Origin of the sequence: Parasphingomonas puruogangriensis (assembly GCF_036663635.1) — a bacterium.
Taxonomy (GTDB): Bacteria; Pseudomonadota; Alphaproteobacteria; order Sphingomonadales; family Sphingomonadaceae; genus Sphingomonas.
Genome location: NZ_JAXOJI010000013.1, coordinates 13,941 through 38,361 on the forward strand (window position 1 = coordinate 13,941; position 24,421 = coordinate 38,361).

At 64.5% G+C, this 24,421-nt stretch carries 23 protein-coding genes; 13 read left to right on the forward strand and 10 right to left on the reverse strand.

Translation table 11 applies throughout. The features are described from left to right. The first annotated feature begins 171 nt into the window (after positions 1-171). The 6 genes from U1739_RS20450 (at position 172) to U1739_RS20475 (ending at position 12,870) form a co-directional block, all read left to right on the forward strand. Positions 172-618, forward strand: coding sequence for a MarR family winged helix-turn-helix transcriptional regulator (locus U1739_RS20450; RefSeq protein WP_332710463.1), 447 nt, complete (start codon positions 172-174; stop codon positions 616-618). 116 nt (positions 619-734) lie between these two features. After that, positions 735-2,903: a malate synthase G gene (locus U1739_RS20455; protein WP_332710464.1), complete on the forward strand. Its 2,169-nt coding sequence runs from the start codon at positions 735-737 to the stop codon at positions 2,901-2,903. Between the two features lie 146 nt (positions 2,904-3,049). Further along, positions 3,050-5,092, forward strand: a complete 2,043-nt coding sequence (locus tag U1739_RS20460) for an autotransporter assembly complex protein TamA (RefSeq protein WP_332710465.1) — start codon at positions 3,050-3,052, stop codon at positions 5,090-5,092. After that, positions 5,092-9,357, forward strand: a complete 4,266-nt coding sequence (locus U1739_RS20465; RefSeq protein WP_332710466.1) for a translocation/assembly module TamB domain-containing protein — start codon at positions 5,092-5,094, stop codon at positions 9,355-9,357. Before U1739_RS20460 ends, U1739_RS20465 begins: the two co-directional genes overlap by 1 nt. 112 nt (positions 9,358-9,469) lie before the next feature. After that, complete coding sequence (locus tag U1739_RS20470) at positions 9,470-10,957, forward strand: flavin-containing monooxygenase (protein ID WP_332710467.1); 1,488 nt, start codon at positions 9,470-9,472, stop codon at positions 10,955-10,957. A 449-nt stretch (positions 10,958-11,406) separates the two neighbouring features. Next, on the forward strand, positions 11,407-12,870 hold the full coding sequence (locus U1739_RS20475; protein ID WP_332710468.1) for an EAL domain-containing protein: 1,464 nt from the start codon (positions 11,407-11,409) through the stop codon (positions 12,868-12,870). A gap of 136 nt (positions 12,871-13,006) precedes the next feature. On the opposite strand, the gene U1739_RS20480 is transcribed toward U1739_RS20475, so the two are convergent. Next, positions 13,007-13,201, reverse strand: coding sequence for a hypothetical protein (locus tag U1739_RS20480; RefSeq protein ID WP_332710469.1), 195 nt, complete (start codon positions 13,199-13,201; stop codon positions 13,007-13,009). 396 nt (positions 13,202-13,597) lie between these two features. Here U1739_RS20480 and U1739_RS20485 point away from each other — a divergent pair, with 396 nt between their 5' ends. Further along, on the forward strand, positions 13,598-15,364 hold the full coding sequence (locus U1739_RS20485; RefSeq protein WP_332710470.1) for a sensor histidine kinase: 1,767 nt from the start codon (positions 13,598-13,600) through the stop codon (positions 15,362-15,364). 54 nt (positions 15,365-15,418) lie between these two features. Continuing rightward, positions 15,419-15,808 (forward strand): response regulator, encoded by a 390-nt coding sequence (locus tag U1739_RS20490; protein WP_332710471.1) that lies wholly within the window; start codon positions 15,419-15,421, stop codon positions 15,806-15,808. Between the two features lie 15 nt (positions 15,809-15,823). Here U1739_RS20490 and U1739_RS20495 read toward each other — a convergent pair whose 3' ends face one another. After that, positions 15,824-16,660 (reverse strand): methyltransferase domain-containing protein, encoded by an 837-nt coding sequence (locus tag U1739_RS20495; RefSeq protein ID WP_332710472.1) that lies wholly within the window; start codon positions 16,658-16,660, stop codon positions 15,824-15,826. A 120-nt stretch (positions 16,661-16,780) separates the two neighbouring features. Here U1739_RS20495 and U1739_RS20500 point away from each other — a divergent pair, with 120 nt between their 5' ends. The 4 genes from U1739_RS20500 to U1739_RS20515 are packed head-to-tail and all read left to right on the forward strand — an operon-like array spanning position 16,781 to position 19,008. Continuing rightward, entirely contained in the window at positions 16,781-17,437 is a 657-nt protein-coding gene (locus U1739_RS20500; protein ID WP_443025617.1) for a ComF family protein, read from the forward strand. A gap of 31 nt (positions 17,438-17,468) precedes the next feature. Continuing rightward, on the forward strand, positions 17,469-17,726 hold the full coding sequence (gene grxC, locus U1739_RS20505) for a glutaredoxin 3 (protein ID WP_332710474.1): 258 nt from the start codon (positions 17,469-17,471) through the stop codon (positions 17,724-17,726). Next, on the forward strand, positions 17,723-18,544 hold the full coding sequence (locus U1739_RS20510; protein WP_332710475.1) for a carbon-nitrogen hydrolase family protein: 822 nt from the start codon (positions 17,723-17,725) through the stop codon (positions 18,542-18,544). Before grxC ends, U1739_RS20510 begins: the two co-directional genes overlap by 4 nt. Continuing rightward, positions 18,541-19,008 (forward strand): DUF1178 family protein, encoded by a 468-nt coding sequence (locus U1739_RS20515; RefSeq protein ID WP_332710476.1) that lies wholly within the window; start codon positions 18,541-18,543, stop codon positions 19,006-19,008. The genes U1739_RS20510 and U1739_RS20515 overlap by 4 nt, the downstream gene beginning before the upstream one ends. Positions 19,009-19,054: 46 nt before the next feature. Here U1739_RS20515 and U1739_RS20520 read toward each other — a convergent pair whose 3' ends face one another. From U1739_RS20520 to U1739_RS20530, 4 genes are all read right to left on the reverse strand, one after another. After that, a complete protein-coding gene (locus U1739_RS20520; protein WP_332710477.1) occupies positions 19,055-20,122 on the reverse strand; it encodes an acyltransferase family protein in 1,068 nt (355 codons plus the stop codon). Between the two features lie 442 nt (positions 20,123-20,564). Continuing rightward, positions 20,565-21,653, reverse strand: coding sequence for a tyrosine-type recombinase/integrase (locus tag U1739_RS20525; RefSeq protein WP_332710478.1), 1,089 nt, complete (start codon positions 21,651-21,653; stop codon positions 20,565-20,567). Then, positions 21,539-21,859, reverse strand: a complete 321-nt coding sequence (locus U1739_RS21315; RefSeq protein WP_503647081.1) for a helix-turn-helix domain-containing protein — start codon at positions 21,857-21,859, stop codon at positions 21,539-21,541. The genes U1739_RS20525 and U1739_RS21315 overlap by 115 nt, the downstream gene beginning before the upstream one ends. Before the next feature lies 1 nt (position 21,860). After that, a complete protein-coding gene (locus tag U1739_RS20530; RefSeq protein ID WP_332710479.1) occupies positions 21,861-22,553 on the reverse strand; it encodes a hypothetical protein in 693 nt (230 codons plus the stop codon). Between the two features lie 59 nt (positions 22,554-22,612). Here U1739_RS20530 and U1739_RS20535 point away from each other — a divergent pair, with 59 nt between their 5' ends. After that, the gene (locus U1739_RS20535) at positions 22,613-23,305 is read left to right on the forward strand and encodes a hypothetical protein (protein WP_332710480.1); all 693 of its coding nucleotides are present in this window, start codon (positions 22,613-22,615) and stop codon (positions 23,303-23,305) included. 38 nt (positions 23,306-23,343) lie between these two features. Here U1739_RS20535 and U1739_RS20540 read toward each other — a convergent pair whose 3' ends face one another. The 4 genes from U1739_RS20540 to U1739_RS20555 are packed head-to-tail and all read right to left on the reverse strand — an operon-like array spanning position 23,344 to position 24,408. Then, a complete protein-coding gene (locus tag U1739_RS20540; RefSeq protein WP_332710481.1) occupies positions 23,344-23,640 on the reverse strand; it encodes a hypothetical protein in 297 nt (98 codons plus the stop codon). Beyond that, entirely contained in the window at positions 23,640-23,873 is a 234-nt protein-coding gene (locus U1739_RS20545) for a hypothetical protein (RefSeq protein WP_332710482.1), read from the reverse strand. The genes U1739_RS20540 and U1739_RS20545 overlap by 1 nt, the downstream gene beginning before the upstream one ends. After that, on the reverse strand, positions 23,873-24,037 hold the full coding sequence (locus U1739_RS20550) for a hypothetical protein (RefSeq protein ID WP_332710483.1): 165 nt from the start codon (positions 24,035-24,037) through the stop codon (positions 23,873-23,875). Before U1739_RS20550 ends, U1739_RS20545 begins: the two co-directional genes overlap by 1 nt. After that, positions 24,037-24,408 carry a DUF2312 domain-containing protein gene (locus U1739_RS20555; protein ID WP_443025618.1) on the reverse strand — a complete coding sequence of 124 codons (372 nt, stop codon included), beginning with the start codon at positions 24,406-24,408 and terminating at the stop codon, positions 24,037-24,039. Before U1739_RS20555 ends, U1739_RS20550 begins: the two co-directional genes overlap by 1 nt. Positions 24,409-24,421: the final 13 nt, after the last annotated feature.

Here is a 24,421-nt window from a genome sequence, read left to right on the forward strand (position 1 = left end):
ACAGATGTTACTATATCGGGGAATGGGGTGGGCGTCCACCACCACTATCGTCGCCCCGGACTTGTTCCGGGGTCCACCGTGCGGCAAACCAATCGGCGAAGAGTACGCGGCACCGTGGACCCCGGAACAAGTCTGGGGTGACGGCGTGGGTGACGGCTCGTGGGAGGCTGTATGCCGACGCTGAAACTCGACGATTTCCTGCCCTACCGCCTGTCGATCGCGTCGAACCGCGTCTCATCGGCCATAGCCACGGCGTACCAGTCGCTGTTCGGGCTCAAGATCGCGGAATGGCGTCTGATCGCGGTGATCGCCGAGGGGCAGGGGATGACCCAGCAGGCGCTCGGCGCGGCGACGCGGATGGACAAGGTGACGGTGAGCCGTGCGGCGATTGCCTTGGTCGATCGCGGGTTGGTCGCGCGGCAGCCCAACGCGCAGGACCAGCGCTCGCACTTATTGTCGCTGACCGCAGCGGGGCAGGATCTGTACGAGAGCGTGGCGCCCAAGGCGCTGGAGCTAGAGGCGCGGATCTTCGCCGGCTTCGGGGCCAAGGAGTTGGTGGCGTTCCGCGCGGTGCTCGATCGGCTGGAGGCATCGGCGGCGGCGCTGGATCCGGAGTAAACGCCCGTTATGGGAAAGCCGCGCAGCCAACTCCAACGTTGCGGGAATCGGGCATGGCCCGTAAGCGGCTTTTGTCCTCCCCAGACGTTACTCTCGTGACTCACCCTGGAGGAATCATGCCCGCAATGCTCGACCGTGCCGGACTGTCTGTCGCCGAACCCCTGGTGCGCTTCGTCGAGGCGGCGGTGCTGCCCGGTCTGGGCATCGATGCGGCTGCCTGGTGGCAGGGCGCGGCGGGCATCTTTGCCCGGTTTGCGCCGGCCAATCGCGAGCTGTTGGCGGTGCGCGACGCGTTGCAGGCACAGATCGATGCGCGGTATCAGGCAGGGCAGCCGGTGGACGAGGCGTTCCTGCGATCGATCGGCTATCTCGTGCCGGAGCCTGCGCCGTTCACGATCGATACTGGTCAGGTCGATGCGGAAGTGGCGACGATGGCCGGGCCGCAGCTCGTCGTGCCGGTGCTCAACGCGCGGTTCGTGCTCAACGCCGCGAATGCGCGCTGGGGCAGCCTGTACGACGCGTATTACGGCACCGATGCGTTGCCGGGCAAGGCGGCGCCGGGCGGCTATGATCGGGCGCGCGGCGCCGATGTCGTGACGGCGGCGAAGACCTTTCTCGATGAGGCGGTGCCGCTGGCGCATTGGCGCTGGAATGGCGTGGCGGGCTTCGCGGTAGAGGATGGCGTGCTGATGGGCGCCGGATTGCTCGGCGAACCGCTGCCGGCACTCGCCGATGCGGGGGCATTCATTGGCTATCGCGGCGACGCTGCGTCGCCGGCGTCGCTGCTGTTCCGGCATCACGGGCTGCATATCGAGGTGGTGATCGATCGCGAGACCGCGGTTGGGCGCGAAGACCCGGCCGGCATCTCCGACGTCGTGCTCGAATCCGCGCTGACCACGATCGTCGACCTCGAGGATTCGATCGCCGCGGTGGATGCCGAGGATAAGGTTGCGGCCTATGCCAATTGGCTGGGGCTGATGAAGGGGGATCTGGAAGAGAGTTTCGACAAGGGCGGCGAGGCGGTGACGCGCCGGCTGGCGCCGGATCGCGAATATATCACGCCGCAGGGGGCGCCGCTGGCGCTGCCGGGGCGCAGCCTGCTGTTCGTGCGCAATGTCGGGCATTTGATGACCACGCCGGCGATCACGCTGACGGACGGTAGCGACGCGCCGGAGGGCATTCTCGATGCGATCCTGACCAGCACGATCGCGCTATACGATCTGCGCGGATTGGGTGCGTTCAGGAATAGTCGCGAAGGATCGGTCTATATCGTCAAGCCCAAGATGCACGGGCCGGACGAGTGCGCCTTCACCGATGCGCTGTTCGATGCGGTGGAGGATTTGCTCGGGCTGCAGCGCCACACGATCAAGGTCGGCGTGATGGATGAGGAGCGGCGGACCTCGGCCAACCTCGCCGCCTGCATCGCCGCGGTGAAGGGCCGCATCGTGTTCATCAATACCGGCTTCCTCGATCGCACCGGCGACGAGATGCACACCGCGATGCGCGCCGGGCCGATGATCCCCAAGGCCGAGATGAAGGCGAGCGACTGGATCAAGGCCTATGAGGATCGCAACGTGCGCATCGGGCTGGGTGCCGGCTTCGCCGGCCGGGCGCAGATCGGCAAGGGCATGTGGGCCGCGCCGGACCGGATGGCCGATATGATGACGCAGAAGATCGCGCATCCGCTGTCCGGCGCGAACACGGCCTGGGTCCCGTCGCCGACCGCGGCGACGCTCCACGCGATGCATTATCATAGCGTCGATGTGTTCGCGCGGCAGCGGGAGATCGCGATCGAGCCGGTGCCCGGGCTGGAGCGGTTGCTGGCCGTGCCGGTGGCGGGCGGGCGCAACTGGACGGCGGAGGAAGTGCGCGCCGAGCTGGACAACAATGCGCAAGGCATTTTGGGCTATGTCGTGCGCTGGATCGACCAGGGGGTGGGCTGTTCGAAAGTGCCGGATATCCACGATATCGGGCTGATGGAGGACCGCGCGACCCTGCGCATCAGCTCGCAGCATATGGCCAATTGGCTGTTGCACGGCGTGGCGACGGCGGCGGATCTCGACGCCGCTTTCGCGCGGATGGCGATCAAGGTCGATGCGCAGAATGCCGGTGATCCGCTCTATGCGCCGATGGCCGGGCAGGAGGAGAGCAGCCTGGCCTTTCAGGCTGCACGCGCGCTGGTGTTCGACGGCGTGGCGCAGGCGAGCGGCTATACCGAGCCATTGCTGCACGCCTATCGATTACGAGCGAAAGCGGGCCGAACGGAGGTGGCGCAAGCGCGGTAAATGCGCTAGGAACCACATTAATCTCTGTGCGTTAGGCGCGGGGGATGGGGAATAGCCGGTGCCAGCCGCGCCCCTAAGGGGAAGTGCGCGTCTTGACTGGTTTGTGGTTTACGTCGAGCTGGATGGTGTTGGCTTTGGCGGGCGCTATGCCTGCGCAACAGGCAGCCCCGGTGCCGGTACAGGTCCAGCCGGTCGATCCCGAGACCGACGCGCCGATCGTCTCCGATTCAGAGTTCGACGCCGCGCTGCCCGCGCTGTCCGACGATATCAATGCGCCGCTGGAAGCGATGCCGGCGGCGATTGCGCCCGCCGATAGCGCTCAGGCTGCGCCCGATGACGCCCTGACACCGGTCGCCCAAGCCGAGCCCGATCTCGTCGCGCCGCTGCCGACGCTGGGCTCGTACGACACCACGCCGCCGATTGAATTGGCCGACACTGACGACGAAAAGACCGTCGTGATCCGCTACGACACCGAAGTGCGCGGGCTCGACGCGATCGAGGCGACTGCGTTGTTCAATGGCCTGTCGGCGCTCAAGGAAGGCGATGGCAAGGCGGCCAATTCGGCGATGATCGCAGCGCGCGGGCGCGAGGACGAAGCGCTGGCGGTGCGGCTGATGAAGTCGAAGGGCTATTATGACGGCACCGCGATCTCGACGATCGAGCAACCCGCCGCCGCCGACAAGGACGGTCGCATCAAGGCCATCGTCAGCGCCACGCCAGGCAAGGTTTATACGCTGTCGTCGGTAACGATTACCGCCGATCCAGTAACGCCGCCCGATCTGCTGCGCCGCGAGCTGCCGCTGGTGGTGGGCGACAAGATCGAGGCCGACCGCGTGCAGGGGGCGGAGGCCAATCTCGCGCTGAAACTGCCGCAGCAAGGCTATCCGTTTATCGTGCTGGGCCAGCGCGATATCCTGCTCGACAATGCCAAATGGACCGGCGATTACACGCTGCCGGTCGATCCCGGCCCGCGGTCGTCGTTCGGCAGCTATTCGACCGAAGGCAAATTGGCGTTCGATGCCGAGCATGTCGGCGTGCTGGCGCGCTTCAAGCAGGGCGAGTTGTACGACAATCGCAAGGTCGACGATCTGCGCCAGGCGCTCGTCGCGACGGGCCTGTTCTCGACCGTCTCGGTCGAGCCGGTGCGCACCGGCACGCCGGGGCCGGACGGCACCGAGCAGGTCAATCTGCTGGTCCGCCAGGAAGCAGGGCCGCCGCGTTCGCTGGCCGGCAGCGCGGGCTATTCGACCGGCGAGGGGATCAAGCTCGAAGGCTCGTTCACGCACCGCAACGTGTTCCGCCCCGAGGGTGCATTGATCGGCACGATCGTGGCCGGCACGCAGGAACAGGGCGCTAGCGGCACGTTCCGCCGTTCGAACGCTGGCCAGCGCGACCGCACGGTGACGCTGACGGCGTCGGCCAACCATTCGAGCTACGACGCGTTCGACGCCTTCACGGCCACCTTGTCGGGCCGGATCAGCTATGATTCGACGCCGATCTGGCAGAAGAAGTTCACCTATGCCTATGGCTTCGAACTCGTCGCCACCAACGAAAGCGTCTACGATTTCACCACGCTGCAAAGCGAGCGTCGCACCTACGGCATCTTTGCGCTGCCGGGCCAAGTGCTGTTCGACCGTTCGGACAGTTTGCTGAACCCGACCAAGGGTTATCGCCTCAAGCTCAGCCTGAGCCCCGAGACTTCCGTCAGCGGCGGCGTGAAGCCGTATGCCCGCGTTCTCGTCGAAGGCAGTATCTATCAGCCGGTCAGCGACAGCATCGTGCTTGCCGGGCGTATCCGCGCCGGCACGATCCCCGGCATCGATCGCGACGATCTCGCTCCATCCAGGCGCTATTATGGCGGCGGTGGCGGGTCGGTGCGCGGTTACGGCTATCAGCGCCTCGGGCCATTCGATCCCAATGGCGATCCGGTCGGCGGGCGCAGCATCAACGAATTCTCGTTGGAAGCCCGCTATCGTTTCGGCGATTTCGGCATCGTGCCGTTTATCGATGGCGGCAACGCCTATGAAGGCGTGATGCCGAAGGGCGCCGATCTACGCTACGGCGCGGGCATTGGCGGGCGCTTCTATACTAATTTCGGGCCGATGCGCGTCGATGTCGCGACGCCGCTCAACCCGCGTGAGGGCGACGGCAAGGTCGCGCTCTATATCTCGATCGGGCAAGCATTCTGATGGCCGACGAGCCGACTACCGAGACCGTCGTGGTCGCCCGGCGCCCGCTGTGGCAGCGTATCCTAAAATGGCTCGGCATAGCGGTGCTCAGTCTGATCGTGCTGATCGCGCTGCTGTTCTTCGGCGTGAACACCGATCCCGGTCGGCGGATCATCGCCAATTATATCGGCGGCTACAACACGGCGTCGGGGCTCAACATCAAGGTCGGGCGGATCGACGGATCGATCTACGGCAAGATGGTGCTGAGCGACGTGCGGGTCAGCGATCCCAAGGGCGTGTTCCTGACCTCGCCGCGGCTCGATGTTGACTGGCGACCGTTCGCCTTCGCCAACAATCATGTTGATGTGAAATCGGCTAGTGCGAAGCTGATCACACTGGCGCGCTCGCCCGAGTTGAAAGCGGTGCCGAGCGATCCCAATGCGCCGTTGCTGCCCGATCTGGATATCGATATCGGCCGGCTGACGGTCGACCGCTTCGTGATCGACAAGGCCGTGTCCGGCGCGCCGCATATCCTGCGCTTCGACAGCGCGGTGCATATCGCCGACGCGCGCGCGCAGATTTCCGCCAACGCGCTGGCGCTGACCGGCCCCGGCATCGCTGGTGGCGATCGCCTGGCGCTCAAGATCGATGCGGTGCCGGACCAGAACCGGCTCGATGTCGATGCGCGACTGACCGCGCCGTCCAATGGCGTGGTCTCGACGATGGCCGGGCTCAAGCAACCGCTCGACGCGACGGTGACCGGCAACGGCACGTGGAAGGCATGGAGCGGCAAGGCCGTCGCCACATTGGGCGGCAAGTCGTTGGGCGATCTCACGCTCGCGGCGACCAATGGCGCGTTCAAGGTGCGCGGCAACGCGCATCCGGCGCTCTATGCCGATACTCCGGCCGAGGGCGTGGCGCAGGTCCGCGCCGGGCGCGCGCAGCAGCCCGATGCCGGCAATCCGCTGGCCGCGATTACCGCGCCGCAGCTTGATCTGGCGATCGATGCGACGCTCGACGAACGCAAGGTCAATACGCGGTTCCAGCTTAAATCCGATGCGATGGCAGTGGCGGGGCAGGGGCTGATCGACATGGCGGCGAGCCGGTTCGGCAATCTCAAGGTCGATGCGCGGCTGCTCACGCCGGGCGCAATCCTGCCCAACCTCAATGGTCGCGACGTGGCGGCCAGCGTCGTGCTCGATGGCGCCTTTGCCACGCCGACGGTCAATTACGTGATCAAGGCGGCGAGCATCGGCTTTGGCGCGACGCGCGTCGATGATCTCTATGCCTCCGGCCTGGCCAAGGTCGACGCCGATCACATCATGGTACCGGTCGCAGCGCGCGCCCGGCGCATTGCCGGGCTGAACGCGGCGGCGGGCGATCTGCTCGACAACGTCTCGATCAATGGCGATCTGGCGATTTCGGGCGTCAACATCCTCTCCGACAATCTCAAGATCCGCTCGCGCCGCATCAACGCCACGGCGATCGTCGCCGCCAACATGCAGACCGGGCGCTATACCGGGGCGCTTAATGGCACGGTCAATGGCTATCGGCTGGAGAGCATCGGCATCCTCAACATCACCACCAATGCCAAATTGGTGACGGTGCCGAGCGGCGGGTTCGGCATTACCGGGCGGGTCGTCGCGCGGACCTCGCAGATCTTCAATTCAGGCATTCGCTCTTTCCTGGGCGGCAACGCGGTGGTGCGCACCGATATCGGTTACGACCCAAGCGGCGTGATCACGTTCCGCAATCTGCGCATGAACGCGCCACAGTTCCGCGTGACGGGCGGCTCGGGGCGCTACGATCCGAGCGGCGCGCTATTGGTCAATGCCGATGCCTATTCGACCGCTTATGGCCCGCTCACCGCGCGCGTGAGCGGCAGCGCGACCGCGCCGGTCGTCCTGCTGCGCGCGCCGCGGCCGGGCGTCGGTGTTGGCCTCGTCAATCTCGAGGCGCGGGTGCGCGGCAACGGCAGCTCCTATGCGATCGTCGCCAAGGGCGGGACCAACTACGGGCCGTTCACCGCCGACGTGATCGTCAAGCCCAGCCCGGTGCTGGCGGTGGATATCCGCAGCGCGAGATTTGCTGGCGTTAACTTCAGCGGACGCGTGCAGCAGGCCGATGCCGGGCCGTTCGTCGGGCGCGTGCAGTTCGCTGGATCGGGCATTACCGGGGCGGCCAATCTCGGCGCGCAGGGCAAGTATCAGCGCGCCGACATCGCCGCGCGCGCTTATGCCGCAAAGATCCCGGGCGCCGCCGACTTCACCATCGGGCGCGCGATCATCGCTGCCAATATCGTGCTGTACGATCAGCCGCAGGTGCGCGCCGACGTGCAGATCGCCGACCTGCGCTACGGCCCGACCGTGCTGTCCACGGCACGGGCGAAGATCAATTATGCCGGCGGTACCGGCACCGCGCAGGCAGTGGCGACCGGCTCCAACGGCGTGCCGTTCAACATCGCGATCAATTCGCGGCTCAGCCCGAAATTGTGGCTGGCCGCGATCCAGGGCCGCGCCAATGGCATCGGCTTCCGCACCGCATCGCCGGCGCGGATCCAGCTCGAAGGCGCCGGTTATCGCCTGCTGCCGACGCGGCTCGATTTCGACAAGGGCAGCGCGCGGATCGCCGGCACCTATGGCCGCGGCACGACCGCGCAGCTGCGGCTCGATCGGCTCGATCTGTCGGTCGCCAATGCGCTGATCCCCAATCTCGGGCTTGGCGGCACGGCGACGGGCAGTTTGGACTTCAGCCAGGCCAATAGCGCCGCCTTCCCGGTGGCCGATGCGCGGCTGACCGTGAACAATTTTACCCGCTCCAGCCTCTCGGCGGTGTCCGATCCGGTCAACATCGTGTTCGCCGGCAAGCTGGCGCAAAGCGGCGGTGAAGCGCGGGCGCTGGTCAAGCGCGGAGCCAATACGGTCGGCCGCATGGTGGCGACGTTGCGGCCGATCCCGGGCGGCGGCTCGTGGAGCGAGCGCTTGTTTGCCGCGCCGCTCTCCGGCGGAATTCGGTATAATGGGCCGGCCGGTGTGCTGTTCAGCCTCGCCGCGCAGCCCGATCAGCAATTGTCCGGCGGCATCGCCGTTGCGGCCGATTTCGGCGGGCGATTGCAGAATCCGACGCTTAACGGCGTGATCCGCGCCGACAAGCTGGCCTATGAAAACGAGACCTATGGCACGCGGCTGTCCAACATGAAGCTGGCCGGGCGGTTCAACAATTCGCGGCTCGAGATCACGCAATTCCAGGCGCGCGCCGGTGAAGGCAGCGTGCAGGCGCAGGGCTCGGTCGGTTTCGCGGCGGCCGAGGGCTTCCCGATCGATATCCGTGCCATGTTGAACAATGCGCGGCTGGCCAAGAGCGATGCGCTGGGCGCGACCGCCAGCGGCACGATCGCGATCACCAACAGCAAGGCGAACGGGGGCCTGATCAAGGGCGACCTGACCATCCCGGAGGCGCGCTACGAGATCATCCGCCAGGGCCAGGCGGAGGTCGCCGAATTGACCGGCGTGCGGCGCAAGAGCGATGCCGTGACGCGGCCGACCGATCGGCCGGCGGCTGCTTCGGCCGGGCTGTTCAAGCTCGATCTGCGCGTGCGGGCCGACAATCAGCTGTTCGTCTCGGGCATGGGGCTCGAATCCGAATGGGAGATGGATCTGCGGGTCGGCGGCACCTCTGCCGCGCCCAAGGTGGTCGGCCGGATCCAGATCGTGCGCGGCACCTATTCCTTCTCGGGCAAAAGGTTCGAGATTTCCAAGGGCGATGTGCGCTTCAACGGCGGCTTGCTGTCCGATCCGGAGATCGCGATCACCGCGAGCACGACGACCAACGGCATCACGGTCAACATCAACGTGACCGGCACCGGGCAGAATCCGCAAATTGCCTTCTCGTCGACGCCGTCATTGCCGCAGGACGAAGTGCTCAGTCGCTTGCTGTTCGGATCGTCGGTGACCAACCTGTCGGCGACCGAGGCACTGCAACTTGCCTCCGCGCTCAATTCGCTGCGCGGCTCGGGTGGCGGGCTCAATCCGCTGGGCAAATTGCGCTCGGCGACGGGGATCGACCGGCTGCGTATCCTGGGTGCGGACGAAGCGACGGGCCGCGGCACGGCGCTGGCGGCGGGGAAATATCTCACCGACGACATCTATATCGAGATCATCACCGACTCACGTGGCTTCGCCGCGACGCAGCTGCAGGTCGCGCTGACCAAGAGCATCAGTATCCTCTCGCAGGCCGGGTCGTTCGGGGGATCGAACATCAGCGTGAAATATTCGAAGGATTTCTGAGCCGTCGTCGTTCCGGACTACGTCCGAAACGACGACTGGGCTTGGGTAGGCCAAGCCAACAAGTCCTTTTCTGCAACCGATAGATGCCCTATCGTCTGCGCAGGAGAGACAAATGTCGCTAGAACATTTCGATGTCGTGGTGGTCGGGGCCGGAATTTCGGGCATCGGCGCGGGCTATCACCTGCAGACTTTGTGTCCGGACCGCAGCTATGTGATCCTGGAGGGCAGGCCGCAACTCGGCGGCACCTGGGACCTGTTCCGCTATCCCGGCATCCGGTCCGATTCCGACATGTACACGCTCGGCTATTCGTTCAAGCCGTGGACCCAGGCCAAGGCGATCGCCGACGGCCCGTCGATCCTGCACTATCTGCAGGAAACGGCGCAGGAAAACGGCATCGACCGGCACATCCGCTACGCGCAGCACGTGAAGACCGCCGCCTGGTCGAGCGAGGAGGCGCGGTGGACGGTCAGCGTGGAAGGGCCGGACGGGCCGCTGGGCTATACGTGCAATTTCCTCTTCATGTGCTCGGGCTATTATAATTACGCGCAGGGCCACACGCCCGACTTTCCCGGCGCGGAGCGCTTTGCCGGGCGTATCGTCCATCCGCAGCATTGGCCCCGTGACCTCGATTATGCCGGCAAGGAAGTGGTGGTGATCGGCAGCGGCGCCACGGCGGTGACGTTGGTGCCCGAAATGGCCAAGACCGCGGCGCATGTGACGATGCTGCAGCGTTCGCCGACCTATGTCGTGTCGCGGCCGAGCGAAGACGGCTTTGCCAATTGGCTGCGCGCCAAGCTGCCGGTTAAGGCGGCGTATGGCATTACGCGGTGGAAGAACGTGCTGTTCAGCATGTTCTTCTTCAACCTGGCGCGGCGCAAACCCGACAAGGTCAAGGAGCGGCTGCTGGGCATGGTGCGCGAGCATCTCGGCCCGGATTATGACGTGGCGACGCATTTCACGCCGCGTTACAATCCGTGGGACCAACGATTGTGCCTGGTGCCCGATGCGGATCTGTTCGCGTCGCTCAAGGCGGGCACGTCTACCGTGGTGACCGACACGGTCGCCACCTTCACGCCTAACGGGATCACGCTGGCAAGCGGCCGCGACCTGCCGGCTGACATCGTCGTCACCGCAACCGGACTGGAGCTGCAATTGCTCAGCGACGTGGCGTTCAGCGTCGATGGCGCGCCGGTCGATCTGGCGCAGACCTATAATTATAAGGGCATGATGTATTCAGGCGTGCCGAACCTGGCGTCGTCATTCGGCTATACCAACGCGTCCTGGACGCTGAAGGCGGACCTGACCTCAGCCTATGTCTGCCGCTTGCTCAACACGATGCAAAAACGCGGGCTCCGCCAGGCGACGCCGCAGATCGGCGGCGGGGTGCTGCAGCCGGCGCCGTTCCTCGATTTCACCTCGGGCTATGTCACGCGGGCGATGGACAAGTTTCCCAAACAGGGGGATCGCAAGCCGTGGAAGCTCTACCAGAATTACGCGAAGGATCTGGTGACGCTGAAATATGGTTCGGTGGATACCGAAATGGCGTTTTCGAACCCCGTGCCGCGCGTCACACGCGCGAAGGAGCCGATCGAAGCGTAGTTGCTGTCTACTAAGGTGAATGAGCGGAAGAGGCTGCGATCTTTATCAATAAAGATCGACCGATCTCGCCACTATGGGCGAATCGGCTCCGCCGCTGATCGGCGCACCCAACTACAGGTTAGTTAACCGGCACGCGGCGGTGTCAAAATACTGTAACACGGCGGCCCGAGGCTAAAAAGGTCGATCCGCCGACAGGTTAAACCGCTCTATAAAGAGCGATTTGTTCGGACGCCGGATCGACCGCCTGGTTTACCAGGGACGAATGGTTTCGCTGTACACGAGCGAAAGCAGGAACTTCAGCATGGACTTTCTCCCTTATTGCACTCAGTCGAATGCAGGGAAGATTTAAGGCATCGTTAACCACAAAGCAAACCGAATTCCGGGCTATTCAGCGCATTGCGATCGTCACTTAAGGGTTCCTTCAGAGATAGGGCAGTAGCGGTGATGCTATGGCGCGTGCGATCAGAACCCCCGGTCCCATTCCGCAACACGGCAAATATGCCCTGTTGGCGACGCGCTCGGCTGCAACATCCCACGAAATGGAAGGTCTGCCGATCGCTGGCGACACGGCCTATGATCGCGTGTTGGATCATGTGAATTCGCCTACCACAATGGCCGCCGATGGTGCCCAACTTGACCGGGATCTACTTAACGGCCCGAGCGCTCGGCCATGGCAATTCCTGTGTCTGGGCGAGATCGTCAACTTCGCGCCGCTTCGGCGCTATCTCGGCCGCGGGCGCGCCGACGCGCTAACCCACGCCGTCCGCGCGCGCATTGCGCTCACCTTGCCCACGGCACGCGTGACAGTCGTCGGCCGTACGCTGATCGAATTTGCGCTTGATGGCGACAGCCTGTCCGATTTGGAAGCAGCATTGAGCTGCCTGAGCGCGGCGTTCGATCTGCCGTTCGAACTGGATGGCCAGCGGCATGATCTGACCATGTTGTTTGCCGGCGCGGCGGCGCCGACCGACAATACCGAAGATGTCCGGTTGGCGGAGGAAGCCGAAGGCGCTCTGGAACAGGCCCGCGGCGAGCACCAAGTGGTAATCCGTGATCTTTCCGCCGGCACGCCAGCTTTCGATCGGTTGACGTTGTCGCGCGAGCTTTCGCCGGCCATCGCAAATCGCGAGATGTTCCTGCAATATCAGCCCAAGGTCCACCTTCGGCGGCAGGAGATCGTCAGCGCAGAGGCATTGGTGCGCTGGAACCATCCGATCCGTGGGCTGGTATTGCCCGGCGACTTCATCATGCTGGCCGAAGAGATTGGCGAAATTGGCCCGCTGACCTTGTGGACGCTTGATCAGGTAATCCATGATCAAAAGCGCATGGCTGCCGACGGCCACGACCTGACCGTGTTCATTAACATTTCAGGGCAGTTGCTCGCCGACGCGGCGTTCGTGGAAACGGCCTGCGCCACCGTGCGTGATAGCGGCGCCAAGATCGGCTTTGAGATTACCGAAACCTCGGTAATCCGCGATCCCGACATTGCGATCCGCCATTTGCAGGTGTTCGCCGATGTTGGCATCACGATTGCGATCGACGATTATGGCGCAGGGTTGTCGTCGCTTGCCTATCTCAAGCAGCTGCCAGCGCGCGAACTGAAGATCGATAAAATGTTCGTGCTGCAATTGACCAGCAGCAACCGTGATCCGCTGATCGTGCGCTCGACGATCGATCTCGCGCATGCGCTGGAAATGGAAGTCACGGCGGAAGGCGTCGAGACGCAGGCGGCACTGGCGCTTCTCACGGTGATGGGTTGCGACATGGTGCAGGGTTATCTGATCAGCCGACCGATCTCGTTTGACGCGTTCTGCCAGTATTTGCGCGACGACAAGCTGAAGCCAATGGAGGTTGAGCGTGAGTCGATGCTCAGGCGCCCGGCCAGCTTCTGGAAAGCATCGGAAGCTGGATAATCGGCGCATTAGCGGCGATTTAAGCTCTTTGGGCCATCGTGCGCCGATGATCGCACATCATTTCCGCAAGGCGCTGTTATTGATCGCTGTGTTGTTGGGGGTGCAGGCCCCCGCGATTGCAGCACGACAGGACGCTTCAGCGGTCCGTTTCGACGTTCTCGTGGCCGATGCCAAAGCGACGATGATGATCGATCCGGCCGCGACCATCACCAAAGCGCGGCGTGCTGAGGCGGTGGCGCGTACGCTGGACAGCACACAACAAAATAAGGGTATTGCCACAAGCCAATGGCTTCAAGGTGAGGCTTATTTGCGCCTTAACGATGTTGTTCATGCCAAACCGCTGATCGACAAGGCGCTCGCTACTATTGGCAACAGTGCAAAAATCAAATTGCAGGGAGATCTGCTGCTATCACGCGGTGGGATTAGTACGGTTGAGGCAAATGTTGCGGCGGCATTGTCTGATTACCAGCGCGCATACAATATCTTCCGCGACATAAACGAAACACGTAGCCAGACGATAGCTCTGCTCAGTATCGCCCTTTTGTATCAAGAGGCTGCCGACTATCCAAACGCGCTAAAATATTATCGGCAGGCCAGCGAAATATATAACGTGGATCCCCAATTGCTACTGTCGATCTATAATAATAAGGCGGCATCTTTCAAAGAAATGGGGCGTCTCGTCGACGCTGAAGGCCAATTCCGCGCCGCCCTGACGCTCGCGCGAAAAATGAACACCCCGACCCTAGAGGTGCAGATCCTGCGCAACATCGCCCGCACCCAGTTGTTGAGCGGCAAGCTTGCCGCGGCCGACCGCACCATTGCCGAGCAGGAAGCGATTTCGCGCAGCAAGAAAATTGCCGATACCGAAGGCCAGTCGTTGAGCGTTTCTGCGCAATCGGCGTTGCAACATGGCGATCTGGCGCGCGCCGCTTTGCTGATCGGGCGGAGTTTCGCCGGGGTCGATCTCGCCACGACCACGCTGGCCTATCGCGGCAGCCATGAGACGGCCTACAATATCTACAAGCGCACCGGTGAAGCAGCGCTGGCCTTGTCGCATCTTGAGGCGCTGAAGCGGCTCGACGACAAGAAGTCGGCGCTGGCAGCCTCGGCCAATACGTCGCTCGCCGCAGCGCGGTTCGATTTCGCCAATCAGGAATTGCGCATCGCCAAGCTCAAGGCCGATGAGCTGCAGCGCAACATCGATTTCGAACGCGCCGCCGCCGTCACGCGGCAGAATATCGCGATCGGCATCGCTGTCGTCGTGATGGTGATCGTGGGGCTGTTGGCGATCGGCATCGTCACGCTGAGGCGCAGCCGCGATCAGGTGCGCGCGGCCAATATCGATCTCGCCGCGACCAACACCGCGCTGGCCAAGGCGCTGGCCGCCAAGACCGAGTTCCTCGCCACCACCAGCCATGAAATCCGCACGCCGCTCAACGGCATCCTCGGCATGACGCAGGTGATGCTGACGGATCGCACGCTAAGCGACGCGTTGCGTGACAGAATCGAAGTGGTGCACGGCGCGGGCGTGACCATGCGCGCGCTGGTCGATGACATTCTCGATGTCGCCAAGATCGAGACGGGCAACCTGACGATCGAACAGGCGCCGTTCGACTTGCGCGCGACGCTCGGCGATGTCGCCAAGCTCTGGCAGGAGCAGGCCAAGGCGCGCGGCATCGGCTTCGTGCTGGATGTCGCCGATAGCCCGGACTGGATCGAAGGCGATGCCGCCCGGCTGCGGCAGATCGTGTTCAACCTACTGTCCAACGCGCTGAAGTTCACGGAACAGGGGACGGTGACGTTGCGGGCGTGCGCGGCGGGCGCGCGGCTGTCGATTGCGGTCAGCGATAGCGGGATCGGCATCCCACCGGAAAAGCACGAACTAATCTTCGAATCGTTCCGGCAGGTCGATGCCGGCACGACGCGCAAATTCGGCGGCACCGGCCTCGGCCTGGCGATCTGCCGCAACCTCGCGCGCGCCATGGACGGCGACGTGCGGGTCGACAGCGCCTTGGGGCAGGGCGCGACCTTCACGCTCGATCTGCCATTGATCCACGCCGCGGCGCCGGCCATGGCGCCGATGGTCGAGGGGCAGAAAGCGTTGCTGATCCTCGATCGCAGCCCGATCACGCGCAGTATGTTGCGCGCCGTGCTCCAGCCATCCGTCGGCGCTGTGCTGTTCGCCGCGTCGGTGGAAGAGGCGGTCGAGGCGATCCATGCTGGTCAGGTGGCGCAGGTGCTGATCGACGATGCGACGATCACGGCGGCCGACGATCGCGATGCGGCCTTATCTGCGATCGTCCGCGCCGCGGCGGTGGCCGATGTCGGAACCAGCCTGCTATCCACCGCAGGGAGCGCGTCCGACCACGCTGCCGTCAGGGCGACGGGGATCGGCCAGATCATCGTCAAGCCGATCACCGCAGCGGCGTTGATCGCAAAACTCGCTGTTTCTGACGAATCGTGGGGTGACGGCCTTGTTTCGCATGCGGCATGAGACGATAGGCACGCGCATCATGTCCTATCCCCAGCCTATCCGGGTCGCTCGCCCATGAACGTCTTGTTTATCGAGGACGACACGATGAATCGCCGCGTCGTCAGCGATATGCTCGACGTGGCCGGCGCGACTATGACGGGCGCGGAAAGCGCCGAGCTTGGCCTTAAGCTGATCGACGAAAACGATTATGCCATCATCCTCGTCGATCTGCGCATGCCTGGCATGGACGGCATCACCGCAATCCAGCACATCCGCGCGCGGGAAGACGCCAAGGCGAAACTGCCGATCATCGTGGTCACCGCGGATACCGCGGTCGATCTGCGCGAACGCTGCCTGCAGCAGGGGGCGGATGAAGTGCTGTTCAAGCCGGTGGCGATGGATTCATTGTTCGACGCGATGGGCCGCATGCTGGCCAAGGCGGCGGGCGACGGGATGATCGGCTAGGCGACGGCCGTACGGCTAGTCGCGCCGTCGCAGCGCCTCGGTAAGCGAGGTCGTCGCGCTGCCGCGGCGTGCCGGCTTGGGTTGCGACGGGGCAGGGGCCCAGCCGGTCAGATAGATCAGATCGAAGCGCTCAGGCGTGCGCCCATCGGGATCGGCCCGCTCGGCGAAGATCTGCGCCGCCCGTGCGAGCGTGTCGCGGCGTAACGGCGGCGTGCCGGGCAGCAGGTTGGTCGCCGCCATGCCGCGCAAGTCACGAAACAGGCTCCACACATCGCCGTAGCGCACGCTCAGCGTTTCGACATCGGCGACCGGCAGCGCGAAGCCGGCGCGCGACAGCAGATCGCCGGCGGCCCGCACGTCGACCTGCGGATGGATCCGCGCCGCCGGCGCATCGCCCTCCGCTTCGCGCAGCGTGGCGCGCAAGGCGGACAGCGTAGCGCCACCCGTAAAGGCGGCGAGGAACAGACCATCGGGGCGCAGCGCACGGCGGGCCAGCGTCAGCGCGCCGGGCAGGTCGCTGACCGTGTCGAGCGTGCCGACCGCGACGATCAGGTCGAACGATGCATCGGGGAAGGTAGGCCGGTCCTCATCGGCCTGGACCCCGCCCGCCGCCTGGGCAAAGGCGGCGCCCGGATCGACCCGCGTGATCCGCGCGCCCGGCGGGGGCACGAAGGCCGCGTCGAAGCAGCCGAGATCGAGTATGTCGTCGAACCCGCGGGTCACGCTGTGCAGCCGTTCGGCGATACCCTCGAGCATATGCGCGCGGAGGAAATCGAAGCCGGCATAGCCGGGTGCGGCGCGGTCGCGGCGCAGGCGGCGCAGCGTGCGGTCGAAGATTTCGGGTGGAGTCACGCCCGGGCTTGTGCCGCGTGGGGCGGGCGGCGACAAGGGGCCGTGACGCCCTTGCTTCGGCCTTTGCACTTTGTCGCCGGCCTTGCGCTGCCGCCACGCTGCCCGGGATGCGGCGCGGTGATGGCCGAGGACCATGTATTCTGCGCCGCGTGTTTCGCCGCCCTGCGCTTTCTCGGCCCGCCGTGGTGCGCGGCGTGCAACGTGCCGTTCGACTATGATCGCGGCGCAGGGGCGTTGTGCGCCGATTGCCTCGCGCGGCCGCCGCGCCATGCCGGCGTGTTCGCTGCGGTGGCCTATGGCGCCGTCGCGCGCACCGTGGCGCTGCGGCTCAAATATGGCGGGCGGACCGCCTTTGCCGAGACGGTGGCGCGGCAGATGGCGCGCTGGCTGCCGGCCGAGGCGGCGGTGCTGGTGCCGGTGCCGCTGCACCGCTGGCGGATCTGGTCGCGCGGTTTCAACCAATCGGCCTTGATCGCCCAGGCGCTCGCGCGCCGCAGCGGCATACCGGCCGACCTGACCGTGCTCGCGCGGGTGAAAGCGACGCCGGTGCTGCGCGGGCTGGGCGCGCAGGGACGGGCGCGGGCAGTGGCGGGCGCGTTCCGGGTCGATCCGGCCGCGCGGGCGCGGTTGCGTGGCCAAGCGGTGGTCTTGATCGACGACGTGCATACCAGCGGCGCGACCAGCGATGGCTGCACGCGCATGCTGCTGCGCGCCGGGGCGGCCAGCGTGACGATCCTGTGCTGGGCGCGGGTGCTCGGCGAACAGGCGGCGGATTGACAATGGCCCCCGCGCACCACATTTCCCGATCATGGCCAAAGTAGAAATCTATACCAAAGCATTTTGCCCCTATTGCGCGCGGGCGATGAAGCTGTTGTCGTCCAAGAATGTCGAGGTCGAGGAATTCGACATTTCGATGGGCGGCCCGAAGCGCGCCGAAATGCTGTCGCGCGCCAATGGCGGCACCACGGTGCCGCAGGTCTTCATCGACGGCACCCATGTCGGCGGATCGGACGATCTTGCCGCGCTGGAGCGCGCCGGCAAGCTGGACGCGCTGCTGGCGGCATGAAGGCCGCCGTGCTGCAGATGACGAGCGGGATCGATCCCGCCGTCAATGCACGCACGCTGCACACGGCGATCGCCGACGCCGCGGCAGGCGGCGCGGCGCTGCTGTTCACGCCTGAAATGTCCGGGCTGCTCGATCGTGATCGCACGCGCGGCGCCGCCAAGGTGGTTGCCGAGGAGGCCGATACGGTGCTGGCTGCCGTGCAGCAGGGCGCTGCAGAGCACGGTATATGGGTCCATCTCGGCTCGCTGGCGGTGCGGCGGCCGGATCGCAAATTCGCCAATCGCAGCTTCGTGATCGACGCGTCCGGCGTGATCCGCGCGCGCTACGACAAGATTCACCTGTTCGACGTCGATCTGCCAAGCGGCGAAAGCTGGCGTGAATCCGCCGCTTATGCGCCCGGCGAAAGCGCCTGCGCGGTCGATACGCCGCTGGGGCGGATCGGGCTGTCGATCTGTTACGATGTGCGCTTCGCCGATCTGTACGGCGCGCTGAGCAGTGCCGGCGCGACCGTCCTGACCGTGCCGGCAGCATTCACCCGGCCGACCGGGGCGGCACACTGGCACATCTTGTTGCGCGCGCGCGCGATCGAGGCAGGCGCCTGGGTCGTCGCCGCGGCGCAGACCGGCGTGCATGAGGATGGGCGCGAGACGTTCGGCCATTCGCTGGTGGTCGATCCGTGGGGCGAGATCGTGCTCGACATGGGCGAGGCGCCCGGACTGGCATTCGTCGATCTCGATCCCAAACGGGTCGAGGAAGCGCGTGCGCGCATCCCGGCGATCGCCCATCGTCGCGCGATCCCGCGGGTCGGCGTGGCATGATCGTGTTCGATCTGAAATGCGCGCACGACCATGTCTTCGAGGCGTGGTTCGGCTCCAGCAGCGCGTTCGAGGAACAGCGCGCCCGCCGCCTGGTGGCCTGCCCCTTTTGTGGCGATGTCGCCGTCGTGAAGGCGCTGATGGCGCCGAACCTGTCCGCCAAGGGCAATAGCCGGCCAAGCGTCCTGCCGGCCGTCGCAGCGCCGCCCAGCGGCGCGGCGCTCACCCCCGAAGTGATGAAGGCGGCGTTGCAAGCGCTGGCGACGGCCCAGGCCAAGGCGCTGGAGAAATCCCAATGGGTCGGCCGCACCTTCGCCGACCGCGCCCGCGCCATGCATGCGGGCGAGGAAACCGCCACGCCGATCCACGGGCAATCGACCAAGGCCGAGGCGATCGCGCTGTTGGAAGAGGGCGTCGCGGTCGCGCCGCTGCTCGTGCCGATCGTGCCGCCCGAGGCGCTGAATTAGGCCGCCGTTGAGCGAACGGCGTCGTTCGGGTGGCCATCGTCGGCCATTAACGCACCTCGCTGGCGGCTGCGACGGGATGCGGCCCGGCTGCAATCGGCGTGGCCCGTCGCGAGAGACGCCTGTTGATGTACCTGCTCACCGGCTTTTCGAACCATATATGGTAGAGACAGCCGGCAATGATCGTCGCGATCACGCCGAGAAGAGTGGCGACATAGATATCGGACAGTAGCGGCACGCGCGCAGCGATCCGCGCGCTAATCGATAATAGGGGGTTATGGATAAGATAGATGGCATAGGAAGCCGCCCCCAGAAACACCGCAAAACGGGGCACGGCAAGGCGGCCGGCCAATTCGAGGCGGACGATGGGGATGATCAGCGCGGCGATGCCGAACCCGGCGATCGGCGAGTGCGAGCGCTGAAAGCCGTAAGCGGCCCACAGCGCAAACGCCACGACCGCAACGACGCTGTACAGCCACACATCGAACCGGAAGGGTCGGAAGACCAGGATGGCACAGGCAATCCCGAAGATGAATTCGAGGTCGATCGGCGACAGGAAATATCTGAACGGACCGGCGTGTTGCCACCCGAGGGCTATTCCAGCAACGATCACACCGCCCCAAATGGCGATTACTGTCCACAGTCGCCCGGTGAAAAATCCCAAGGCGAAAATGGCGTAAAACATCATCTCGTGCTGCAATGTCCAGGCAACGGTCAGGGCAGGTTGGCCAACTGGCAGCAGCGTTAGCGACGCCAATAGGCTCCAATCGCGGCTGGTTGCGCTGAGCCCCGGGAGCAGCGAATATGCTGCTATCATGACGATGCTGATCGGCAGGAACGGCACGAAGATCCTGATAAGTCGGCTTCGCCCATAAGCACGCGCGCCGGCCGAGCCAATCGGTTTCATCCGCGTCGTATGGTAAATGATGAACCCGCTAAGGACGAAAAAGAAGTCCACGCCGAGCCATCCATGTTCGAGGATATCATTCAGCGGGTGGGGAAATGCGCCAATAAAGTCCAGCGTACTCGATGCCGAATGAGCGACGGCGACCGCGATCGCAGCGATGGCGCGTCCAGCCTGCAAGCTGAGGATTTTTTCTTTATTCGTCTCGAACAATGTCGATCTCCCCCCGGATCAGGGGCGACATATCGCAGACGGAACAATCCGCAAAGCCTTCATTCACCGGAAAAATATGAGGGAAATTGACGCCGCAATCGTGGACCGCAACGGCCAAATATTTCAATAGGCGCCAGCGATGCTACTGCCAAAGCAAGGCGATGACGCCGTACGTTGATCGCATAAAGAGCATAGGTGGTTGGCCGCTTATATCGCTGCGGGAGCCCTGAACGCGCTCCAGCTTTCGAATGCTAGCCGATAGGGAGGGTCAGTATGACGGCCCGATGTGCGGCAGGCTTCAAGGGCGTTGACCTCTGCTGCCCGGAATCCTACGACCCTGCCAGTGCCCCCGTAGCTCAGCCGGATAGAGCAACGGTTTCCTAAACCTAGAGGCGGGCATTGCCGGACTAGCGAAAAGCGGCGGTATTCTGCGGGTTACGGTCTATTCGGCCGTGCCAGACCGTCGCTTGTGTGCCGCTTTTTGTGCCACCCCCACCATCGCGGCCGCTGCCTGCTCGGGCGTCAGATAGTCGAGATAGATCTCGGTGGTCTTCACGCTGCCATGGCCAAGGATGCGCTGCAGATCGTAGATGCCGCCCCGGCCGTCGCGGAGATACTCCACGGCAAACATGTGGCGCAGATCATGGAAGCGGAAGCGTCGATACTCGACGCCGGCGCGTGTCGCCCGTTGCGCAGCCCGCCTGGTGTAATCGCCGAAGTTCGAACCGACGTTCGTGTAACGCAGCGCGACCGGTTTCCCTTCGGCATCCTCGCCGAGGTGCCAGAACACGAACGGGCATGACAGGAATCGCGGCTGGCGCTGAATGATGGCGATCGCCGCCTCGGACATGGGAACCGATCGCAGCCGTCGGCCCTTGCCGACGAACGTCGCGGTGCGGTTCTTCACGTCGACTTCGCTATGCTCGAGGCTGGCGATCTCTTCCTGGCGCATACCCGTCTCGCGCGCGAACAGCATCAGGTCGCCGAAGCGCGTGCGCTCGCGGCCGATGGTCAGCTCGATCGCCTCGGGCGTGGGCAGCGTGATGGGGTCGCGGCGCTCGGGCAGGCGCTGCCGGCTGTAAGCCTGCGCGGCATTATCCTCTATCCAGCCTTCGTCGATCGCATGCGCCAGAACACTCGAGATCGCGGTAAGATCGCGGCGGATGGTGGCGTTGCTGGCGCCTTGGCGCTGTCGACCTTTGACCAACTCGCGGATCGTCGCGCCGTCGATCTCATGGATCGCCTTCGTCTCGATGAACGATCGCACTTGGTTGAGGCTGACGACGTAGCGGGTGAAGGTCGATGCGCCGATCTGGCGCTCGATGCTCTCGTTCCAAGACACAACGGCCGCAGGCCAGCTGGTAGGCGCAGCGACGCCGAAGCGCGCCTGATCCTCAACCTGCTCGCGGCGGATCTTCAGCCGCTTTTTCGCGACCGTTTCAGAACGTGTTCGTAGGCTTTCTCGGTACTCTTCGCCCCTGACCTTGAAGCGCGCCCAATAGATGCCGTTGCGTTGGTAGAGATTCGACATGGTGCCTTTGTTGCGCGGTTCACGCGATTCGACCAGCGCTGCAGATCCGCAACGATAAATAGCCAACGGCCGGCCGGCTTGGACGCGCCGGGGATCGCCCCCTGCAGGGCAAGATCCTGCAGGGTGCGGTAGGAAAGCCCGGTGATGGTGCGCGCGCCGGCGATGCCGACCCGCTCGAGCGGAACAGTGGTCGACGCGCGGGGCATATCAGGCTGTCAGCTCGAGCTGCAGCGCAGCCAGCCCAGCATCGCGGGGCGGGATCCACACAGTGCGGCCGGCGTCTATGCGCCGTGCCTGCTTATCCCAGACGTACCAGGCGTAATCGACCTTCCCGCGCTTCCACGCCGATCGCGTACCCATGGCGTGGATCTTGTCGCCGGGCGGCATCGAGGGACGTTCACACAAGATGTAGATCGTAGGCGGAAAGTTCGTGAACAGCGCGCAGCGGCCGGCGCTGGCCTGCCATTTGAGCGGCAGCAGCGCGGCGACCTTATGCGTGGCGATCGACAGCGCCTTACGCACGAAGCGCTCGCCCAGGCCGCGCACGAGCTGGCCGTCCTGAAAGCTGAAGGGCGGGTTCATAACGATCGACAGCGGGCGCATGTGTTCGATCAGCAGGTGCTGGTCGCCGAGGAAGTCATGCTCGGCGAAGAGCAGCGGGCTGTCGGTGCGCTTGAACTTGTCGGTGCCGAACGCCGCGAAGCCGCGATCGGTCAGCGCCTGCGGGATCGTGCAGAGGCCGCAGGCCGGATCAAGATATGTGACATCGCGCTCGAGCGGGAGGACGTCGATCAGGCGATCAGTGACCCATGCCTGCTCGACATACCAATCCCAAGGATGGCGCTCGACCTTCTTCTTCGACTTGGTCGGCTTGTCGCCGCTCAGTTCGGCGCCGCTCATAACGTGGCGACAATCGCAAACGGTTGAAACCTGCCGCAGATCGTCGGATGACACAGTGTATGTCTTACAAAGCAACTTATCGGCGCAAACTGGCCCGCCCCCCTTCCAGCGCCACCGAAGTTGCCATCGCCGCGGCGGTGACCGCAGTCACAACATTTGTTGTGGTATTGTCCGTCGGTAGTGTCGCTGACGTTGGCGATGCTTTCGGATTTCTCGGAGGTGCCGCGGGCGCAGGTTTGGCAGTGCTGGGGGCGCTGTGGGTAGAACGGAAGAAGATTACCGATGCCGAGGTGATACGACGTAAGGTAATCGCGAACTTGCTGGGGCATTTTCGCGAACTTCTGTGCCAGATGATCTATCGTGAGGAGCCCGCTGACGTGGCAGCTCTTGGATACCACGAGCGGTTTAACGCCCGCGGCCGACGGATCGATGATTTGTCGAATATTGCAAACGTGGCAATTGATCAGCTCGCGCGCATCGATCCCGATGATGGTCTCACGGCCTTGGCAAACCTCCGTTTTAGAAAGGCGTTGAGCGACGCGAAGTTTATTGTCGATCCCCAAGCCTGGAGGCGCGAAAAGCGTTGGACAACGCTTGAGATGGTTCCCCAGTTTTCTGAACACGCTGAAGTGATCGGGCCCGAAATCCTGGAACGCCTGGATAACTTGATAGGCGCGCTCGGCTTCATGGATGACCCAAAGTTCTGGAACGTCAACTTTGAACGCATACCGCATCCTCCCATGAAGAATTAAAGGTTGGCGGCAGCGGTGGCTCACCTGCTCGCTTTGGGTCATGCGTCAGGCCTTTCGCCAAGCATGCGCTGGTTGAGCGCATAGGATTGTTGGGGGGAAACGGGGTGGCGCAGGGCGCCGGTGAAGGCGGGCGTCGCGCCATCGCCGAGGCTGAGGAACTCGGCCGCGCGTTTGCGAAGCTGGCGCCAGTCGCGATCGCGGCGCTGGTGCTTGGCCTCAGTGAGGCCGACGCAGATCTCGCCGGGCAGGGCGCGGTAGCAGCGCTCGCACAGCCGTTGCCGGCGTCGCCGTGTCAGGCCGCAGCCCGGCACATCGCAGGTGCATCCGCCAGCCATCACAGCATGCCCACGGTGGCGGCGATCGCCGGCGTGCAGCCGGTGAGATCGAGCAGGATGCCAATGACGATCCAGCAGATGAGCGCCGACGTGATGACGCTCGGCCAGCTAAGCAGGCGAGGGGTGTGGGCGCGGGTGATTGTGCCCGCGTCCATATCGACGATGAAAGCGGGATGGCGGCCACAGTATTGGCAGCGGCAGTTCATCGGGTGGAGGCGCATGTGTCGAGGCATCAGCTTTTCCGATCAAAAGAGGCCAGGAAGGCGATCAGGACGAAGGGCGCGGCGACGATCGTCAGCAGGACGATGAGCGCGGTGCGGAGACGGCTGCGCGGCGCCGGCGTGGCTTCTGCGACGTGGCGGGCGGGCCGGGCGTGGGAGGTGGCGGGGCAATGCATCAGGCCAGCCCCAGCGCGATCTTGTACGTTTCGAGGATGCCCTCGAACTCGTCGCGGTGATGCTTCTCCTGCTTGCGCAGGGTGAGCATGGCGCGGATCGCCTTGGTGTCGTATCCGGTCGCCTTGGCCTCGGCGAGCTTGTCGCTGATATCGTCGGCAATGCCGGCCTTCTCTTCGTGCAGCCGCTCGAGCGCCTCGATAAGCAGGCGGAGCTGTTCGGCCGCGGCCTCGCCGTTGGTGTTGATCGGGTCGGGAACGACAGCCTTCTTCTTCTTGCCGCCTGTCGGGACGAGCTGTGGCACGAAGGGCGTGGGGACGTGGCGGAAGCCGCCATTGCCGTCGGGCACGGCGCGCATGGTCATCGCGCTCATGATGCGAGCCGCT

Coding starts and splice junctions, on each gene's coding strand:
- U1739_RS20530 (WP_332710479.1), bottom strand. CDS start 22,553: ATGAGCGGCGCCGAACTGAGCGGCGACAAGCCGACCAAGTCGAAGAAG.
- U1739_RS20510 (WP_332710475.1), top strand. CDS start 17,723: ATGAAGGCCGCCGTGCTGCAGATGACGAGCGGGATCGATCCCGCCGTC.
- U1739_RS20515 (WP_332710476.1), top strand. CDS start 18,541: ATGATCGTGTTCGATCTGAAATGCGCGCACGACCATGTCTTCGAGGCG.
- U1739_RS20500 (WP_443025617.1), top strand. CDS start 16,781: ATGGCCGAGGACCATGTATTCTGCGCCGCGTGTTTCGCCGCCCTGCGC.
- U1739_RS20470 (WP_332710467.1), top strand. CDS start 9,470: ATGTCGCTAGAACATTTCGATGTCGTGGTGGTCGGGGCCGGAATTTCG.
- U1739_RS20540 (WP_332710481.1), bottom strand. CDS start 23,640: ATGGCTGGCGGATGCACCTGCGATGTGCCGGGCTGCGGCCTGACACGG.
- U1739_RS20525 (WP_332710478.1), bottom strand. CDS start 21,653: ATGTCGAATCTCTACCAACGCAACGGCATCTATTGGGCGCGCTTCAAG.
- U1739_RS20485 (WP_332710470.1), top strand. CDS start 13,598: ATGAACACCCCGACCCTAGAGGTGCAGATCCTGCGCAACATCGCCCGC.
- U1739_RS20475 (WP_332710468.1), top strand. CDS start 11,407: ATGGCGCGTGCGATCAGAACCCCCGGTCCCATTCCGCAACACGGCAAA.
- U1739_RS20480 (WP_332710469.1), bottom strand. CDS start 13,201: ATGAACAACATCGTTAAGGCGCAAATAAGCCTCACCTTGAAGCCATTG.
- U1739_RS20550 (WP_332710483.1), bottom strand. CDS start 24,037: ATGCATTGCCCCGCCACCTCCCACGCCCGGCCCGCCCGCCACGTCGCA.
- U1739_RS20450 (WP_332710463.1), top strand. CDS start 172: ATGCCGACGCTGAAACTCGACGATTTCCTGCCCTACCGCCTGTCGATC.
- U1739_RS20465 (WP_332710466.1), top strand. CDS start 5,092: ATGGCCGACGAGCCGACTACCGAGACCGTCGTGGTCGCCCGGCGCCCG.
- grxC (WP_332710474.1), top strand. CDS start 17,469: ATGGCCAAAGTAGAAATCTATACCAAAGCATTTTGCCCCTATTGCGCG.
- U1739_RS20455 (WP_332710464.1), top strand. CDS start 735: ATGCCCGCAATGCTCGACCGTGCCGGACTGTCTGTCGCCGAACCCCTG.
- U1739_RS20535 (WP_332710480.1), top strand. CDS start 22,613: ATGTCTTACAAAGCAACTTATCGGCGCAAACTGGCCCGCCCCCCTTCC.
- U1739_RS21315 (WP_503647081.1), bottom strand. CDS start 21,859: ATGCCCCGCGCGTCGACCACTGTTCCGCTCGAGCGGGTCGGCATCGCC.
- U1739_RS20545 (WP_332710482.1), bottom strand. CDS start 23,873: ATGCCTCGACACATGCGCCTCCACCCGATGAACTGCCGCTGCCAATAC.
- U1739_RS20490 (WP_332710471.1), top strand. CDS start 15,419: ATGAACGTCTTGTTTATCGAGGACGACACGATGAATCGCCGCGTCGTC.
- U1739_RS20555 (WP_443025618.1), bottom strand. CDS start 24,408: ATGAGCGCGATGACCATGCGCGCCGTGCCCGACGGCAATGGCGGCTTC.
- U1739_RS20460 (WP_332710465.1), top strand. CDS start 3,050: ATGCCTGCGCAACAGGCAGCCCCGGTGCCGGTACAGGTCCAGCCGGTC.